Below are 16999 nucleotides of genomic sequence, written 5' to 3' on the forward strand. Positions count from 1 at the left end.
CTGCGCCGTGGCCGGCGTCCAGGAGACCCAGCTGTACTGCCTCGCCGACCGGACGTACTACGACACCCCCGGGCGCCTGCGCGACCGCGCCACCCGCTACCGGCTCGCGGTCGGCGCGCCGCCCGCCGGGTGGCGCCGGGAGGAGCGCGGGCTCTGGACGGCGCTGCGCCCCGAGGGCGGGCGGCTGCCGGAGCAGGGCTGGAAGATCCACGTGTCGGCGGTGCCGGAAGAGGCGGAGGCGACACTCGCCGACGTGGCGCGGGTCTGCCTGGAGCGCCGGGTGGCGTTCAAGTTCCTGCGCAGTGCGGACGCGCTCCTGGTCGTCTCCGGAAAGTACATGGGACGGGGGAGCAGCGGGAAGTTCGTCACGGTGTATCCCCGCGATGACGACGAATTCATCGCGCTCGTAGAGGAGTTGGCCGAGCTGCTGGACGGGCGGCGCGGGCCGTACGTGCTCACCGACCTGCGGATCGGCACGGCGCCCGTGTTCGCGCGCTACGGCGCGTTCGTCGAGCTCTGGTGCCGCGACGGGAGCGGGCGGGCCGTCCCCGCGCTGCGCGACCCCTCCGGCGAGCTGGTGCCGGACCGGCGCGACCCGGTGTTCCGCGTGCCCGCGTGGGTCGCGGTGCCCGAGGAACTGCGCCCGCACCTGGCGGCGCGGGAGGCGGCCGGGGGCGCGTTCCCGTACGCCGTCCGGGAGGTGCTCCAGTTCTCCAACGCCGGCGGGATCTACCTGGCCGAGCACCGGGAGACCGGTGAGCGCGTGGTGCTGCGCGAGGCCCGTCCGCACGCCGGGCTGGACGCGGCCGGGGACGACGCCGTCGCCCGGCTGCGGCGCGAGCAGTGGGCGCTGGAGCGGCTGGCCGGGCTGGACTGCGTGCCCCGGCTGCGCGAGGTCCGGGAGGTGTGGGAGCACACGTTCCTGGTGCAGGAGCACGTCGAGGGTGTCCAGTTGTTCGGCGAGGTGATCCGGCGCTACCCGCTGGTGCACCAGGACTGCGGCCCCGGGGAGCGGGCGGCGTACGCGGCGTGGGTGGACGGCGTGGTGGCCGGGCTGGAGAAGGCGCTCGACGCGCTGCACGAGCGCGGCGTGCGGTTCGGCGACCTGCACCCGGCGAACGTCGTGCTGCGGCCGGACGGCTCGGTGGTGCTCGTCGACTTCGAGTACGCCGACGAGCTGGGGAGTTCGCGCGTGCCGCGGGCCGGGGCCGGCGGGCTGCACGCGCCCGCCGGGCTGGGCGGGGCCGACGCCGACCGGTACATGCTGTGGGCCACGTGGCTGTTCATGCTGATGCCGTTGACGGAGCTCGCCGACCTGGACCCGGGCAAGCTCGCCGGGCTGGAGCGGCGGGCGCGGGAGTGGTTCGGGCTCGGGGCGCAGGCCGGGCCGGTGCGGCCCGGTGCGGCTGTGACGGCGTCCGGGCGGGCGCGTGAGCTGTTCTCGGGGCCCGATCCGGGCGGCGCGGTGCGGGAGCTGATCGCCGGGATCCACGCCGGCGCGACGCCGGACCGCCCGGACCGGCTCTTCCCCGGCGACCCGGCCGGCTTCGCGGACGGCGGGACGGGCTTCGCGCACGGCGCGGCCGGGGTGCTGTACGCGCTGCACCGGGTTGGCGCCCCTTGTCCCGACGACTACGCGGACTGGCTGGTCGCGGCGCTGCGCCGGGTCGGGCGGCCGCGGGGCGGCGGGCTGTTCGACGGGCCGCTCGGCGCGGCGGCGGTGCTCGCGCGGGTCGGGCGGGCGGAGGCGGCCGCCGAGGTCGTCGAGCGGGTGCGCGGGCAGGAGCCGGCGCCGACCGTCGCGCTGTTCGGTGGGCGGGCCGGGGCGGCGCTCGCCCGGCTGCGGCTCGCGGACGCGCTGGGCGGCGCACGGGAGTTGGCGGACGCCGTCGAGGACGGGCGGGCGCTGGCGGCGGTGGTGCGGGGCGAGTACGTGCCGGGGCTGGCGGCGCCGACCGGGGCCGGGCTGCTGTACGGCTGGGCGGGCATCGCCTTCGTGCAGCTGAGGCTGTACCAACGGACGGGCGAGGACTGGCTGTTGGCGTCCGGGCGGGCGGCGCTGGCGCGGGCCGGGACGCGGTGCGTCACGGTGCCGGACGGGTCGGTGCAGGTGCTCGACGGCGGGCGGCACCTCGCGTACGTCGACCGGGGGAGCAGCGGGATCGCGCTCGTCGCGCGGGAGTACCAGGAGTGCGGGGCGCTCGGGGACGAGGGCTGGGACGGGTTCCTGGCGGACGTCCGGCGGGTGTGCGCGCCCGGGTTCGTCCGGGAGCCGGGGCTGTTCCGGGGGCGTGCGGGGCTGCTGCTGGCGCTGGACGCGCTGGGCGGGGCGGCCGTGCGGGAGGCGGTGCTCGGGCAGGTGCGGCACCTGGAGTGGCACCTGGTGGCACGGCCGGAGGGGCTGCTCGTGCCGGGGATGCGGCTGCGGCGCTTCTCGGCGGACCTCCACACGGGGGCGGCGGGGGTGCTGCTGGCGCTGCACGAGGTCGGCGGCAAGGGGCTGTTGGACGCGTTGACCGTGGGGTGATCGTCTGCGGGAGGCGGTCACGGCACTTCCGCGTCCGGGGCGCCGGTGCGCTCGCGGGCGTGGAGGTGGGTGAGGCGCGGCAGGCCGTACAGGGCGGCGTGGGCGGTCACTTCGCCCGTCGGGGTCGTCACGGCGCCCGTGTCGGCGAGCGCCTCCAGCGTGCGCAGCGCGACGCGTTCGGGGCGGCCGAGGGCGGTGGCGGCCTCGGGGAGGGTGAAGAGCAGGGACAGCGGGAGCGCGGCGAGCCGGCCGAGGGCGAGGCGGCCCTGGTCGGTGAGGTCGCGCCAGCCGGAGTCGAGGCGCGCGCGGACGGCGACGTCCCCGGCGACGAGCTCGTCGAGGGCGCCGGCCGGGTCGGCGAGGCGGGCCGCGTACTCGGCGAGCGGGAGGTGGCGCAGCACGGCCAGCCGGGTGCCGCTGACCCGGACGGCGAGCGGCAGCAGGCCGCAGGCCTCGACGATCCGGGCGGCGGCCGCGCGGTCGGTGCCGATCCGGCCGGGTCCGACGATGCGGCCGAGCAGGTCGAGGGCCTCGGCCGGGGCGAAGGACGGCACGGTGAAGCGGTGCACCGAGGCGAGTCCGGCGAGCTGGCTGCGCGAGGTGACGACGGTGGCGCTCGGCCCGAAGTCGGGTGCGAGCTCGCGGACGACGGCCTCGTTGGGGGCGTCGTCGAGGATCAGCAGCATCCTGCGGCCGGCCAGCGAGGCGCGCCACAGGGCGGCGGCCCGGGCGGGGTTGGCGAGGCCGTGACCGTGGCCGTGGCCGGGACCGGTGCCGGGACCGTGGTCGAGGTGGTCGGGGCCGGAGCGGCCGGTGAGGGCGCCGAGTTCGGCGAGGACGTCGGCGAGCGGGCGCGGGGTGCCGTCCGGGGTGCGCAGGCGGACGAGCAGACGGCCGTCCGGGAAGCGGTCGGCGAGCAGGTGGGCGGCGTGTACGGCGAGCGCGGTCTTGCCGGCGCCGGCCGGGCCGGAGAGCACCGCGACGCGTCCGCCGTCGCCGCCCAACGCGTCCAGCAGGCCGTGGAGTTCGCCGGTGCGCCCGGTGAAGTCGGCGGTGTCGGCGGGCAGCAGCGACGTTCCGGAGCCGGTGGGGGCGGCGGTTCTGGCACCGGCCGGGCGGGCGCGGCCGGTGGCGAGCAGGCGGCGGTAGAGGGTGGTCAGGGCAGGGCTCGGTTCGAGGCCCAACTCCCGTGCGAGCAGCTGCCGGTGGTGGTCGTAGACGGCGAGCGCCTCGGCCTGGCGGCCGGACAGGTGCAGGGCGTTCATCCGGGCGGCCTGGAGGCGCTCGCGCAGCGGGTGCCGCTCGGCGAGGTCGGCCAGTTCCTCGGCGACGGCGGCGGCGTTGCCGAGTTCCAGCTCCGTCTCCGCCCAGTCCTCGTGGACGCCGAGGCAGCGCGCCTCCAGCCGCCCGGCCTCGGCCTCGACAGCGGGGGAGCAGCGCAGGTCGGCGAGCGGCGGGCCCTGCCACAGGTCGAGGGCCTGGCGCAGCAGCCGGGCCGCCGGGGCGAGCGCGCCGCTGTCGGCGGCGGCCCGGCCGGCCCGGGCGAGGGCGCGGAAGCGCAGGACGTCGAGCTCGGGTTCGGCGACGCGCAGCAGGTAGCCGCCGGCCGAGTGGACGAGCCGGTCGGGGCCGTCGTCGCGGCCCAGCAGGGTGCGCAGGGTGCTGATGTAGACCTGGAGGTTCTTGCGGGCCGTGCGCGGCGGTTCGTCCGGCCAGACCGCCTCGGTGAGCAGGTCGACCGGGACGGCCGTGTTGGCGCGGCTCAGCAGGACGGCCAGCACGAGCCGCTGCTTGGGGGCGCCGAGGACGATGGGGCGGCCGGCGGCCTCGGCGGCGAGCGGGCCGAGCACGGAGAAGCGCAGCCGGGCGGGGCCGGCGGGCTGGGCCAGGGGCATCGGCGTACCTCCGGGAGGGTGGGGGCGGGGTGCTGAAGACCGTGCATCGTGGCTTGCTTCGCAGCGGGATGGTCCGTACGGGCGCAGGCTAGTGGAGGGGCGGTGGCGCCCGCAGGGCACCGGAAGGCCGGTCGGCGGCCAGCTTGTCTGCACGGCTCGACCACAAGGGGGAGCCGGGGTTCCGGTACGGCGGGTGGGAGGGCTGTCGAGGCAGGTCAGCCGACCGGATCTCCGGAGGGCGAAGCGGCTGCGGTGGCGGGGCCCGGGCGGTGAGGCCTCGGTGGGAGGCGGCCGCGCTCAGGCGGTTCTTGAGCGGGCGTCGGTGCGCGGGCGAGCGCGTTCCGAGGTCCGGGGCTCTGTCGGGATCGCGGACGGGCCGTGCGGGAGGTCCCGGGCGGTGGCCCGGAACGCGGGCCCAGGGACCCCGGGTGGCCGGGCCCAACGGCCCTAGGGGGAGCGGGTGGCGTGTTCCGATCATGGATCGCCATCCCATTCGCACGACGTTCCGAAGGAGCGCCTCCCTTGAGCGCCATCGAGGCACAGGGCGAGCCCACGCCGCCGCAGCCGCCGCCACCCGCCGTACGGGCAGCGGCAGTCGGGGCCGGGCGGCCCGGCTCGGCCGTGGTCCGGCTGCTGACCACCACCGACCACAAGACGATCGGCTCCATGTACCTGGTGTCGGCGTTCGGCTTCTTCCTGATCGGTGGCGTCCTCGCGCTGGTCATGCGCGCCGAACTCGCCCGGCCCGGAACGCAGATCCTCTCCAACGAGCAGTTCAACCAGGCGTTCACCATGCACGGTTCGGTGATGCTGCTGCTCTTCGCGATGCCGCTGTTCACCGGCTTCGCCAACTGGATCATGCCGCTGCAGATCGGCGCCCCGGACGTCGCCTTCCCCCGCCTGAACATGCTCGCCTACTGGCTGTTCATGTTCGGCTCGCTGATCGCCGCGGCCGGGTTCCTGACCCCGCAGGGCGCCGCCGACTTCGGCTGGTTCCTCTACGCGCCGCTGTCCGACGCCGTCCACTCCCCGGGCGTCGGCGCCGACATGTGGATCATGGGCGTGACGCTCTCCGGCTTCGGCAGCATCCTCGGCGCCGTCAACTTCATCACCACCATCATGTGCATGCGCGCGCCCGGCCTGACCATGTTCCGGATGTCCATATTCTGCTGGAACGTGCTGCTCACCTCGGTGCTCGTGCTGCTCGTCTTCCCCGTCCTCGCGGCGGCGCTGCTCGCGCTCGAATGCGACCGCAAGTTCGGCGCACACGTCTTCGACCCGGCCAACGGCGGCGCGATGCTGTGGCAGCACCTCTTCTGGTTCTTCGGGCATCCCGAGGTGTACATCCTCGCCCTGCCCTTCTTCGGGATCGTCTCCGAGATCATCCCGGTGTTCAGCCGCAAGCCGATGTTCGGCTACGCGGGCCTGATCGCGGCGACCGTCGCCATCGCCGGCCTCTCGGTGACGGTGTGGGCGCACCACATGTACGTCACCGGGCAGGTGCTGCTGCCGTTCTTCTCGTTCATGACCTTCCTGATCGCCGTCCCGACCGGGGTGAAGTTCTTCAACTGGGTCGGGACGATGTGGAAGGGGTCGCTGAGCTTCGAGACGCCGATGCTGTGGACGGTCGGCTTCCTGGTGACCTTCCTGTTCGGCGGTCTGACCGGCGTGCTGCTCGCGGCCCCGCCGATCGACTTCCACGTCTCCGACTCCTACTTCGTCGTCGCGCACTTCCACTACACGCTGTTCGGCACCGTCGTGTACGCGATGATGGCGGGCTTCCACTTCTGGTGGCCCAAGATGACCGGCAAGAAGCTCGACGAGCGGCTCGGGCGGATCTGCTTCTGGACCCTGACCGTCGGCTTCCACACGACGTTCCTGGTGCAGCACTGGCTCGGCGCCGAGGGCATGCCCCGGCGGTACGCCGACTACCTCGCCTCGGACGGCTTCACCACGCTCAACACCGTGTCGACGATCGGGTCGTTCCTGCTCGGGCTCTCCATCCTGCCGTTCCTCTACAACGTGTGGAAGACCGCCAAGTACGGCGAGCGCGTCACGGAGGACGACCCCTGGGGCTACGGGCGCTCGCTGGAGTGGGCCACCTCGTGCCCGCCGCCGCGGCACAACTTCGTCACCCTGCCCCGGATCCGCTCCGAATCGCCCGCCTTCGACCTGCACCACCCGGACATCGCGGCGCTGGACGTCCTCGAGAACACCGGCGAACCGGCCAAGCACCTGGCCGGCGTGACACCGGCGAAGTACGACGCGCCGCGCTCCTGAGGCCGCCGAGCCTCCCCCGACCGCCGTCCCCGCCCGCACCTCCGCCCTCGGTGGGGCGGGGACGGCACCTCCTGTCCTCGCCTAGGAAGGTCCGGCATGTCCCACACCGTCCTCGCCCTCGGTACGGCCGCCCTCACCGCGTGCGGCTGCGTCTGGTACCTGCCCGCCATCGCCGACCTCCAGGCCGGCCCCGACCGCCCCCGATCGGCACGGACCGCCGCCGCGGCCTGCGTGGTGTGGTGGGCCGGGCTCGCCCTCGCCGGCGGGGTGCTGCTCGCCCTGCCCGACTGGCGCCCCGGCGTCCAACTCGCGCTCGCGGGGCTGGTCGGCGGGGTGCTGCTGCGGGTGCGGGCGCTCTGGTACCGGCGGGAGGAGCAGCGGGAGTCGAGCGCACGGTGGGCGGCTCTCGACGCCGGCGAGCTCCCGGGCTCGCCGCGCCCGGCGGCGGTCGTCCTGGCCGGCTGGCTCGTGGTGGGCGCCGCGGTCGCCTCGCTCGGGGCGGCGTCCATCCTGCTGTCCAGCGGCGGGGCGATCGCCCCGCGCCTGGCGGTGGCGGGCGGCAGCGCGGCGGCGCTGGCGCTCGCCTTCCTGCTGATCGGGCTGGGGAGCGCACGGCGCCTGCGGCGGTGAGGGGAAGCGCCCCGGGGCCGAGGCGCCGCTCCGCGGCGCGGTGGAGAAACGGGGAAGGGGCGTGCTGTCGATCGAACGGATGCACGATCGAACTGGGGCCGTTCGGCCCTGGGGATTGCGTGGCGGCCGGGTGATGATGTCCCGGACCCTGCCGTTCGTGGGTGGGGGTGAGCAGAAGGTGGAGTCGCACGATGCCGGTTCGGGTGTTCCTGTTGGACGACCACGAGGTGGTGCGCCGCGGGGTGCACGACCTGTTGGACGGCGAGCCGGACCTGGAGGTGGTCGGCGAGGCGGCGACCGCCGAGCAGGCCCTGGTGCGGGTGCCCGCGCTGCGGCCCGACGTGGCGGTGCTCGACGTGCGGCTCGGCGACGGCGACGGGGTGTCCGTCTGTCGTGAGCTGCGCTCCCGCATGCCCGACCTGGCCTGCCTGATGCTCACCTCGTTCGATGACGAGGAGGCGCTGCTGGACGCCGTGATGGCGGGCGCCGCCGGCTACGTGCTGAAGCAGATCAGCGGCACGGACCTGGTGGCCGCCGTCCGGACCGTCGCCTCCGGCCGCTCGATGCTCGACCCGGGCGCGGCCACCCGGCTGCTCAACCGCCTGCGCAGCGACGCCGAGCCCGCCCGGCCTTCCACTCCCGGGCCGGAGTTGACGGCACGCGAGCGCGAGGTGCTGGCGCTGATCGGCGAAGGGCTGACGAACCGCCAGATCGGCGAACGGCTCTACCTCGCCGAGAAGACCGTCAAGAACCACGTCTCCCGTCTGCTCGCCAAGCTCGGCGTGGAGCGGCGAGTGCAGGCGGCGCTGATCGCCACCGAGCTGCGCCAGTCGTCCGCCGCCGCGGCACAGGCGCCGCACCACCGCAGCTGGGGCTGACAGGTAGGACGCGCACCAGGCGATCAGGACGACGGCGAGCACCCGGGAGATCCGCCGGACGGCGGGCAGGGTCAGCGCGTGGTGCGGCGGTCCTCGGCGTCGAACTCGGCCAGCGAGACGGCTCCGGGCCGGAGTGCGCGCTTCAGGCGGTGCACGAGGTCGTCGTCCAGGCCGCCCAGGGCTTCGGCGAGTTCCTCCGCGACGTCCTTGAGGATCTCCTCCGCGACGGCGTCCACGGGAGTGCGCGGCCCGAGCTTGCTCACCGCGCCGGCCGCGCGGGCGGGGGTGAGGAGGGCGGAGGCCTGGACGAGCAGCCACGCGGGCACGCCGGCGGCGCCCTCCGGCGGTGCGAGGTAGGGGCGCGAGCCGTCGTAGCGCTCGTCCTCGGCGAAGGCGCTGTGCTTCACCTTCGCGACGGGGCGGGGGCCCGTGCCCCGCCATTCGCCGGCGGGCTTGAGGACGTAGCCCTCGGCGAGGTCGTCCGCCAGCGCGGGCAGCCCGAGGAGCGCCGGGAGCCTGGTGGGGTAGGCGGACGGAAGGTCCTGGAGCACGTTCAGCGGGCCGTACCCGAGGACGGGGACGCAGGTGAGCCCGGCCGCTTCCGCCGCTTCCCGGACGGCGCGGTCGGCCAGCCACCACGGGCCCTCGGCCGTCTCGACGGTGGCGTCGAACGGCAGCCAGTGCAGGCCCGGGGCGTACCGGACGCCCGTCTGCACCGGCTCGACCCCGGCCACGGCCGGGACGTCCGGGTGCGGGTAACTCCCGCCCGCCAGCTCCCCGTACACCGTCACCACCGCGTCCGCGCCCCGGTCGGCGCGCACGGCGGAGGCGAAGCGGGCCGCCGCCACCGCGAGCTGCGGCCAGATCCGGCTCACCCCGAAGAACCCGTCCAGCGCGTCGTCCCCGAGAACCTCGCGCCGCTTCGCCGGCCGAACCCCGTCGCCGTCGCACACCACCGCGAAGTGCGCGCCGTGCACCTTCTCCAGCGCCACCCACTCCCGCACCCCGGGCACGGCGAGCGCCTGCTTCGCGGGGATCTTGGGGTAGGGCCGCAGCTCGGAGCTCGTGGAGTCGGACATGGAGGCGATCATCCCGGTGTGCGTGCCTCCCGGCAACGGGGATTCGCCGGACGAGCCGGTGGCGGAGGCGGTGGAGCGGACGCGGCCGGCCCCGCCGGCACCCTGGGTCGCCCGGTAGCCCCGTCAGGCGGGCCTTTCGTCCCGTCCCCGGGGGTCCTGCGGCCTCTGCCGCGCGGGCGGGCCGACCGGAGAGGCTGGGAGACGAGCGGACGGAACGCCGGCACACCCGCCGTCCGGCGACGGCCACCGAGGGAAGGACCAGTCATGACACCACCCGTACTCGCCGGGGTCGACGGCTCGACCGGGAGCACTGCCGCCGCCCGCTGGGCCGCCGGGGAGGCGGAGCGCCGCGGTGCCCCGCTGCGCCTGGTGCACGCCTGGCCGTGGCTCACCGACGGCCGCAGCGCCCTCGTCGAGCCCGACCACCTGCCGGACGCCGCCGAACGCGTCCTCGCCGACGCCGCGGCCGAGCTGCGCGCCGCCCACCCCGGCCTCGACGTGCGGACGGACGTCGTGCTCGACGCGCCCGTGGACGGACTGATCGCCGCCGCCGAGGACGCCGGCCTGCTCGTCGTCGGCTCGCGCGGGCTCGGCGGCTTCGCCGGGCTGCTGCTCGGCTCCGTCGGCATGGCCGTCGCCGCGCGCAGCAGCGTGCCGGTGGTCGTGGTGCGCGAGCGCGGGGAGGAGGGCGTGGCGGACGTCGTGGTCGGCGTCGACGCCCAGGAGCCGGACGAGGACGTGCTCGGCTTCGCGTTCGCGGAGGCCGCCCTGCGCAAGGCCCGGGTGCGGGCCGTGCACGGCTGGGACCTGCCGCCGGTGTTCGCGTACGCGGGCTGGGTGCCGCAGGCGGCGGAGATCACCCAACTGGAGGCGATGGAGGAGAAGATGCTCTCCCTCGCCCTGGCCGGGCAGCGGGAGCGGCACCCGGAGGTCGAGGTGGTCGAGGAGGTCCGCCTCGGCGCGGCCGGGGCGCTCGTCCGGGCCTCGGCGGGCGCCGCGCTGGTGGTCGTCGGCCGCAAGCGCCGGAGGGTCGAGCTCGGCCCGCGCCTCGGCCGGGTCGCGCACGCGGTGCTGCACCACGCCAAGGCGCCGGTGGCGGTCGTCCCGCACGGGTGATGCGCACGGGTGATGCGCACGGGGACGGTAGAGGGCGGCGGGCGCCGAACACGGGCCCGCCGCCCTCGTGGTCACGGCCGTGAACCCGGCGGCCGCACCTCGGCCTTCACCCGGAGCTCCGGACGGTGCCGGAACGTGAGCGTGAATTCCACCCACTGGCCCACCCTCAGCGGCGGCGGGGCGGCGATCATCAGGTCGGAGTCCTCCGGCGACATCACCAGCTCTCCGCGCCCCGGCACCGGCAGCGCCGCCACCGGCTCCCACCGCCCGGCGGCGCCCCGGTGCAGGTGCCGCTTCAGCGTGACCGGACCGCCGAACTCCCAGCGGGCGCCGGTCAGTTCCTCCGGTACGTCACCGGGGTTGCGGATCGTGAAGAACGCGGTCGTGGCCGGCGCCGCCCCCGCCGCCGGCAGCAGCACCCACCCCGGCCCGGCCGCCTCGACCGGCCGCGGCCGCCCGGCCCCGCCGACCGCCGTCCACCCGCTCAGCAGCACGAGCGCCAGCGCCGCAGCACCCACCGGCGGGCCGACCGCCTTCAACCGCTCGATCATCGCCGAGCCCCCTTCCCGGGGCGCAGCCGCAGGCTGTTGCCCGTTACGTCCACCGCTGCCGGGCCGCCTGCCCCCGGCCGCTCCGCCGCCTTCATCGCCGAGCCCCCTGCCGGGCGTTGCCACGTCCCGCGGTGCCGTGCCCTGCGTTGCCGCGCCCCGGCTGCCACGTGCGCAGCCGCAGGCTGTTGCCCACCACGAGCAGTGAGCTGAGTGACATCGCGACCGCCGCCAGCATCGGGTTCAGCAGACCGACGGCCGCCAGCGGGATGAGCACGACGTTGTAGCCGAACGCCCACAGCAGGTTCGCCCGGATCGTGCCGAGCGTGCGCCGGGCCAGCCGGACGGCATCCACCACCACCTCGATGTCGCCCCGCACCAGCGTGAGCCCGGCCGCGCCGATCGCGGCGTCGCTGCCCGAGGCCAGGGCGACGCCGAGGTCCGCCGAGGCCAGCGCCACCGCGTCGTTGACGCCGTCGCCGACCACCGCCGTCGTCCGCCCGGCGGCCTTCAGCTCGGCCACCACCTCGGCCTTGCGTTCCGGCGAGGCCGAGGCGTGCACCTGCCCGATGCCGAGCTCGTCCGCCACCGCCCTGGCCGCGCCCGGGCCGTCCCCGGTGAGCAGGACGGTCTCCAGGCCCATCCCGCGCAGCCGGTGCACTGCTCGCCAGCTGCCCGAGCGCAGCGTGTCGCCGACGGCGAGGACGGCCTCCGCCCGTCCGTCCAGCTCCACGACCACCGCCGTGCGGCCCGCCGCCCCGGCCGCCGCCACCGCCTCCGCGAGTGCGGGCGGCAGATCGACGATGTCCGGACGGACCACCCGCACCTCCCGCCCCTCGACCGTCCCGGACACCCCGACCCCGGCCGTGGCCCGGAAGCCGCCCACCGGAGGCAGCTCCCCGCACCGCTCCCGGGCCGCCGCCGCGACGGCCCGCCCGATCGGGTGCTCCGAGCGGTGCTCGACCGCGCCGGCCAGCCGCAGCGCCTCGTTTCCCGACGAGCCCCCGGACGAGCCGCCCGACGAGCCCTCGGACGCTTCCCCGGCCGCCTCCCCGGCCACCGTGATCGCCGCGAGCTCCATCCGCCCGGTGGTCAGCGTCCCGGTCTTGTCCAGCACCACGGTGTCGATCCGTCGCAGGCTCTCCAACACCTCCGGGCCGCGCACCAGCACCCCGAGCTCCGCGCCGCGCCCGGTCGCCGCGAGCAGTGCCGTCGGCGTCGCCAGTCCCAGCGCGCACGGACAGGCCACCACCAGCACCGCGACCGCCGCCGTCACCGCCGCCTGCGGGGCCCCGCCCGCGCCCAGCCAGAAGCCCAGCACGCTCACCGCGACCGCGAGCACGCACGGCACGAACACGCCGGCCACCGCGTCCGCGAGCCGCTGCGCCCGCGCCTTGCCCGCCTGGGCGTCCGCCACCAGGGCGGTGATCCGGGCGAGTTGGGTGTCCGCGCCGAGCGCCGTCGCCCGCACCACGAGTGCGCCGCCGACGTTCACCGTCGCGCCCGCCACCTTGTCCCCGGGGCCGACCTCCACCGGCACGCTCTCGCCGGTCAGCAGGCTCAGGTCGAGCGCCGAACCGCCCTCGACCACCACCCCGTCGGTGGCCACCCGCTCGCCCGGCCGCACCACGAACTCCTGCCCGGGCAGCAGCAGTTCGATCGGCATCAGCCGCTCCTCGCCGCTCCTCGCCTCCCGGACGCACACCTCCTTCGCGCCCAGCTCGGCCAGCGCCCGCTGCGCCGAACCGCTGCGCCGCCGCACCCGGCCCTCCAGCAGCCGCCCGGCCAGCACGAACAGCGGCACGCCGACGGCCGCCTCCAGGTACACGTGCGCCGCGCCGCCGCCGTCGGCCGTCAGCGAGAACGGCATCCGCATGCCGACCTCCCCGGCCCCGCCGAACAGCAGCGCGTACGCCGACCAGCCGAAGGACGCCAGCACACCGAGGCTCACCAGCGTGTCCATCGTCGCCGCCGCGTGCCGCAGCCCCTGCCACGCGCGCCGGTGGAAGCCCGCCGAACCCCACGTCACCACCGGCACGGCCAGCGCGAAGCACACCCACTGCCAGGCGGCGAACTGCAGCGAGGGCACCATCGACAGCACCAGGACCGGGACGGCCGCCAGCGCCGTCACGAGCAGCCGCCACCGAGCGTCCGGATCCTCCTCCGCCGGGCCGACGGCCGACCCGGAGGGCACCGGCTCGGCGGTGTAGCCCGCCCGTTCGACGGCCGCCACGAGCTCCTCGACGGCGACACCCGCCGGGTGCAGCACCCGCGCCCGGCCGGTCGCCAGGTTCACCCCGGCCGACACCCCGTCGATCTTCGCCAGCCGCTTCTCCACCCGGCCCACGCACGCCGCGCAGGTCATCCCGCCGACCGCCAGGTCGGTGCTCACCAGCGGCCCGGCGTCGGCCCCCGCGACCGGGCTCACCGCATCCCTCCCATGTCGTGCCCGGACGTGCCGGGCGAGCCCCCGCCCCCGACCCCGGGCGTCAGCCCCGGCGACACCGGCCCCGCCTGACGGCCCACGGCGTACGCCACCACGAACACCACCACCAGCAGCAGGGCGAACCCCGCCAGCACACTCAACGGCCGGACACCCGGCGACTTCGCACTCACCCCCCAGCAGTCGGACGGCGAACCGGAGTGGTTCCCGGTACACCTTCGGTGGCCTCGGCGACGCCGCGTTCGAGCTGATCCCGCTGCTGGAGCAGGGGGCGGCGGCCGACTGGCCGTGGGAGTAGCCCAGAGGTCCCCTCCACTCGAACGGGCGTGCAGGTCTCGCCGTCCCGCCGCCGCGCCCCGAAGCATGGGGTGCAGGACATGCCGAGCGAGAAGAGGCAACCTCCCGTGCGCGAACTCCACACCCACCCGAGCCCCCGCCGGCGGACGGCACCCCGCGTGGTCGCCCTGACCGCGATGCTGGCCGCCGGGGGCGTCCTGGCGGCGGCGTGCAGCAGCTCGTCGACCAACGCGTCGATCGTCCGCACCCCGGGCCCGTCGCCCACCGAGTCCGCCTCGGCCGCCGAGTCCGCTGCCGCCTCGCCCTCGCCGACCGGCTCGCCGTCCCCCGGCCCCGCGGCCGCCGCGTCGTCGGCCGCGGCGGCGGCGTCCTTCGCCGCCTCGGTCTCCGCCCGGCAGGCGATGGCCCACGACAAGGCCGTCTCCGCCCTGGCCCAGGTCCCCGACGGGGGCAACGCCCCCGGCTCCGTCACGATCACCGGCGTCCCGCTCGCGGACACCGGCGGCCTGCCGGCCGTCGTGGTGACCATCCGGAACGACGGCCTGGACACCGCCTCCTACGCCGTCCAGGTCGACTTCACCGACACCAACGGCATGACGGTCGAAAGCACCGTCGTGGGCGCCGAGGACGTCCCGCGCGGCGAGCAGGCGTCCCCCGTCGCGTTCAGCAGCCACACGGAACAGCGGCTGCTGCCGGTGGTGGTGAAGGCCGTCCGGTACTGACCGGCCGCGCGAACGGCGGCCCTATGGGGGCTGCCGGGTGGTGGGGTGCCCGGCGGCCCCCGGGCGTGCGGGCGGTCACGGGATGGTCCCGACCGGTCTCAGGGTCGTACGGACCGCGGCCCGGTGACGTCGGCGCCGAGTGCGCCGACCCGGGTCCGCAGCTCGCGGTCGGCGGTGACGACCAGGCAGTCCCGGTCCGGCTGTTCGGCCTTGGCCGCCCGGACGACCTCGACGATCAGGTCGTCGCCGCTCCCGGTGGCGGCGACCACCCGGACCCCGGGCACCTCCGCCGCACCGCGCGCCGCGCCCTCGACCACCAGCACCACGTCCAGCGGCCCGTCCCGCCCCGGCAACCCCCGCTCGGCGACGGCGACCAGCGCATCGCGCAGCCGCTCGGCGGCCCCGCGCCGGTCCCGCCACCACCCGTCGGGCACCGACCCGACGACGTTCGCGCCGTCCACGACCAGCAGCGGCAGTGTGTTCTCTCCCATGAGCGGCAAGCCTGCCACGGCCGGAGGGGGCGGGGCCGGGGCCGGCTCGGGGAGGGATAGTGGGGCGGGTGTGCGGCGAGGGGGAGGGGAGTGCGGCAAGTCCGCGACGGTCGGAAGGCTTCGGCGGGCCCGGGGTGTCGTTCGAGCCTAGTCGGTGAGCGTGATCCGGATCCCGACCGTGCCGCTGTTGCCGCGCCGCACCCGGCTGCCGAGGAGGGTGAGCACACCGAGCAGGCCGTACTTCTGTCGAAGCAGGGTGCGGTAGGCGGCGGTCCGCTCGGGGCCGAGGATCTCGGCGGTGGCGGGGTACTGCTCGCCGGTGGGGCGGCCCTTGACGTCGCAGGGGCCGACGAGGACGTCCGCGCGGTTGCGGATCCGCTTGACCTTCCAGGAGTCCGTGACGGTCCAGACGCCGAGCGCGTCTCCGTCCCGGACCACCCAGACCGGGGTCGGCACGGCGGTGCCGTCCCTCTTGTAGGTGGTGACGAGCAGGTAGCTCCCGGCCGAGAGACGGACGATCTTTTCGAGCCGTTCCGGCGAGGCGGGTTCGGGGGTGGTCATGGCCGGAAGTCTAGGACGCCGGACGGAACGGCGCTGGTCAGCCGCCGCCCGGCGGTCACCGGAACCGGGCCGGGGCGCGGCGGAGGCCGTACGGCAACGTCGGCAGGAGGATCACCAGCGCGCCGCCGACGATCAACGCCGGGGGCAGCACCGGCAGTTCGTCGCGGCTCGCGAGCCCGGCCTTCGGGGCCGGTCCGAGTCGACCGGCCGGAGGTCCGCGGCGACCGGCCGGTTCAGCGGCGGGAGCGGGCGCCCTGGACGAGGGAGCGGGCGCGGCGGGCCAGCCCGCGCCGGCCGGTTCCGGTCGAGCCGCCGGGGACGGATGCGTGGGCGGCGGCCAGTACGAGGCTCAGGCGGCGCGCCACCGTGCGGCCGACGGCCCACAGGGCGAGCGCCGCGCCGAGGGCGGTGGCCGCCAGGGCGGCGGGTCCGAAGCCGCGGCCGCCGTCCTGGGCGGCGCGCGGGCGCGGGTCGGCCGACGGCACGGAATCGACCGGTGCGGCCGGTGCGGCCACCGCGGCGGTGTCCTCCACGAGTTGGCCGACCGGCTGGACCTTGCCGGCCGCCTCGAAGCCCCAGTCGAGCAGGCTGGCCGCCTCGTCGTACACCTTGCCCTGGGCCTCGGGGTGCATGACCGTCACGAGGAGGGTCCGGCCGCCGCGCTCGGCGGCGCCGGTGAAGGTGGCACCCGCATTGGTGGTGTTGCCGTTCTTGACGCCGATCAGGCCGGGGTACTTGCCGAGCAGCCGGTCGGTGTTGGTTATCTCGTAGCTGGTGCGCTGCCCGGTGAGCGGGTCCAGCGCGCCGGGGAAGCGGGCGGTGCGGGTCGAGCAGTAGGAGCGGAAGTCGGCGTTGCGCAGCCCGGCGCGGGCGAACAGGGTGAGGTCGTAGGCGGAGGAGACCTGCCCTTTCATGTCGTACCCGTCGGGGGAGACCACCTTGGTGTCGAGGGCCTGGAGGGCGTTCGCTCGGGCCTGCATCTCGGTGACGGTCTGCGCGATGCCGCCGTTCATGTGGGCGAGGACGTGGACGGCGTCGTTGCCGGAGCGGAGGAAGACGCCCCGCCACAGGTCCTCGACGCGGTAGGGCAGGTTCTCCTTCACACCGACGAGGCTGCTGCCGGCGCCGAGCTCGGCCAGCTCGGCCGGGGCCACCTGGTGCTCGGTGGCGCGGTCGAACTTCGCCATGACGGTGTCCGCGAACAGCATCTTCAGGGTGCTGGCCGGGGGCAGCGGCAGGTGGGCCTCGCGGGCGGCGAGCACCTCACCGGTGCCGGCGTCGGCTATCAGCCAGGAGCGGCTGGTGATTTCGACGGGGAGCGGGGGAGCCCCGGCCAGTGGGGCGACCTGGACGTTGGGGCGGCCGAGCCGCTCACCGCCGACGACGGTGGTGGAGTCCTGCCCAGCCGCCACCGGGGCGGTCGCGACGAGCACGAGGACGGACACGGTGGAGGCCGCGGCCAGCCTGCCGAACTGCGGCGATATCTGTTGCACACGTCGAACGTACCTTCGACGCCGCCGGCCCGCCCTGCC

General features: G+C 75.9%; 14 protein-coding genes. 6 read left to right on the forward strand and 8 right to left on the reverse strand.

Annotation, left to right across the window (positions count from 1 at the left end):
- Nucleotides 1–7: 7 nt before the first annotated feature.
- Entirely contained in the window at nucleotides 8–2527 is a 2520-nt protein-coding gene (gene lanKC / locus ACWCXH_RS13030) for a class III lanthionine synthetase LanKC (RefSeq protein ID WP_449801477.1), read from the forward strand.
- Nucleotides 2528–2544: 17 nt separating this feature from the next.
- On the opposite strand, the gene ACWCXH_RS13035 is transcribed toward lanKC, so the two are convergent.
- Nucleotides 2545–4422 carry a BTAD domain-containing putative transcriptional regulator gene (locus tag ACWCXH_RS13035; RefSeq protein WP_449801478.1) on the reverse strand — a complete coding sequence of 626 codons (1878 nt, stop codon included), beginning with the start codon at nucleotides 4420–4422 and terminating at the stop codon, nucleotides 2545–2547.
- 522 nt (nucleotides 4423–4944) lie between these two features.
- On the opposite strand from ACWCXH_RS13035, the gene ctaD reads away from it, so the two are divergent.
- The 3 genes from ctaD to ACWCXH_RS13050 all read left to right on the forward strand — a co-directional run bounded on the left by ctaD (nucleotide 4945) and on the right by ACWCXH_RS13050 (nucleotide 8210).
- Complete coding sequence (ctaD, locus tag ACWCXH_RS13040; protein ID WP_449801479.1) at nucleotides 4945–6702, forward strand: aa3-type cytochrome oxidase subunit I; 1758 nt, start codon at nucleotides 4945–4947, stop codon at nucleotides 6700–6702.
- Nucleotides 6703–6798: 96 nt separating this feature from the next.
- Nucleotides 6799–7332 carry a hypothetical protein gene (locus tag ACWCXH_RS13045; RefSeq protein ID WP_449801480.1) on the forward strand — a complete coding sequence of 178 codons (534 nt, stop codon included), beginning with the start codon at nucleotides 6799–6801 and terminating at the stop codon, nucleotides 7330–7332.
- 191 nt (nucleotides 7333–7523) lie between these two features.
- On the forward strand, nucleotides 7524–8210 hold the full coding sequence (locus ACWCXH_RS13050; RefSeq protein ID WP_449801481.1) for a response regulator: 687 nt from the start codon (nucleotides 7524–7526) through the stop codon (nucleotides 8208–8210).
- Nucleotides 8211–8281: 71 nt separating this feature from the next.
- Here ACWCXH_RS13050 and ACWCXH_RS13055 read toward each other — a convergent pair whose 3' ends face one another.
- Nucleotides 8282–9289, reverse strand: a complete 1008-nt coding sequence (locus ACWCXH_RS13055; RefSeq protein ID WP_449801482.1) for an RNA ligase family protein — start codon at nucleotides 9287–9289, stop codon at nucleotides 8282–8284.
- 264 nt (nucleotides 9290–9553) lie between these two features.
- Between ACWCXH_RS13055 and ACWCXH_RS13060 the strand changes: the two genes are divergently transcribed.
- A complete protein-coding gene (locus ACWCXH_RS13060) occupies nucleotides 9554–10405 on the forward strand; it encodes a universal stress protein (RefSeq protein WP_449801483.1) in 852 nt (283 codons plus the stop codon).
- A gap of 71 nt (nucleotides 10406–10476) precedes the next feature.
- Here ACWCXH_RS13060 and ACWCXH_RS13065 read toward each other — a convergent pair whose 3' ends face one another.
- The 3 genes from ACWCXH_RS13065 to ACWCXH_RS13075 form a co-directional block, all read right to left on the reverse strand.
- Nucleotides 10477–10956, reverse strand: a complete 480-nt coding sequence (locus ACWCXH_RS13065) for a copper chaperone PCu(A)C (protein WP_449801484.1) — start codon at nucleotides 10954–10956, stop codon at nucleotides 10477–10479.
- Between the two features lie 91 nt (nucleotides 10957–11047).
- Nucleotides 11048–13381: a heavy metal translocating P-type ATPase gene (locus tag ACWCXH_RS13070; protein ID WP_449801485.1), complete on the reverse strand. Its 2334-nt coding sequence runs from the start codon at nucleotides 13379–13381 to the stop codon at nucleotides 11048–11050.
- Complete coding sequence (locus ACWCXH_RS13075) at nucleotides 13378–13539, reverse strand: hypothetical protein (RefSeq protein WP_449801486.1); 162 nt, start codon at nucleotides 13537–13539, stop codon at nucleotides 13378–13380. Before ACWCXH_RS13075 ends, ACWCXH_RS13070 begins: the two co-directional genes overlap by 4 nt.
- Nucleotides 13540–13773: 234 nt before the next feature.
- Between ACWCXH_RS13075 and ACWCXH_RS13080 the strand changes: the two genes are divergently transcribed.
- Nucleotides 13774–14415, forward strand: a complete 642-nt coding sequence (locus ACWCXH_RS13080) for a hypothetical protein (RefSeq protein ID WP_449801487.1) — start codon at nucleotides 13774–13776, stop codon at nucleotides 14413–14415.
- Between the two features lie 98 nt (nucleotides 14416–14513).
- On the opposite strand, the gene ACWCXH_RS13085 is transcribed toward ACWCXH_RS13080, so the two are convergent.
- The 3 genes from ACWCXH_RS13085 to ACWCXH_RS13095 all read right to left on the reverse strand — a co-directional run bounded on the left by ACWCXH_RS13085 (nucleotide 14514) and on the right by ACWCXH_RS13095 (nucleotide 16951).
- On the reverse strand, nucleotides 14514–14906 hold the full coding sequence (locus tag ACWCXH_RS13085) for an NTP pyrophosphohydrolase (protein ID WP_449801488.1): 393 nt from the start codon (nucleotides 14904–14906) through the stop codon (nucleotides 14514–14516).
- A 147-nt stretch (nucleotides 14907–15053) separates the two neighbouring features.
- Nucleotides 15054–15467, reverse strand: coding sequence for a PPOX class F420-dependent oxidoreductase (locus ACWCXH_RS13090; protein WP_449801489.1), 414 nt, complete (start codon nucleotides 15465–15467; stop codon nucleotides 15054–15056).
- 233 nt (nucleotides 15468–15700) lie between these two features.
- A complete protein-coding gene (locus ACWCXH_RS13095) occupies nucleotides 15701–16951 on the reverse strand; it encodes a D-alanyl-D-alanine carboxypeptidase family protein (RefSeq protein WP_449801562.1) in 1251 nt (416 codons plus the stop codon).
- Nucleotides 16952–16999: the final 48 nt, after the last annotated feature.

The organism is Kitasatospora sp. NPDC001660 (genome assembly GCF_053596725.1).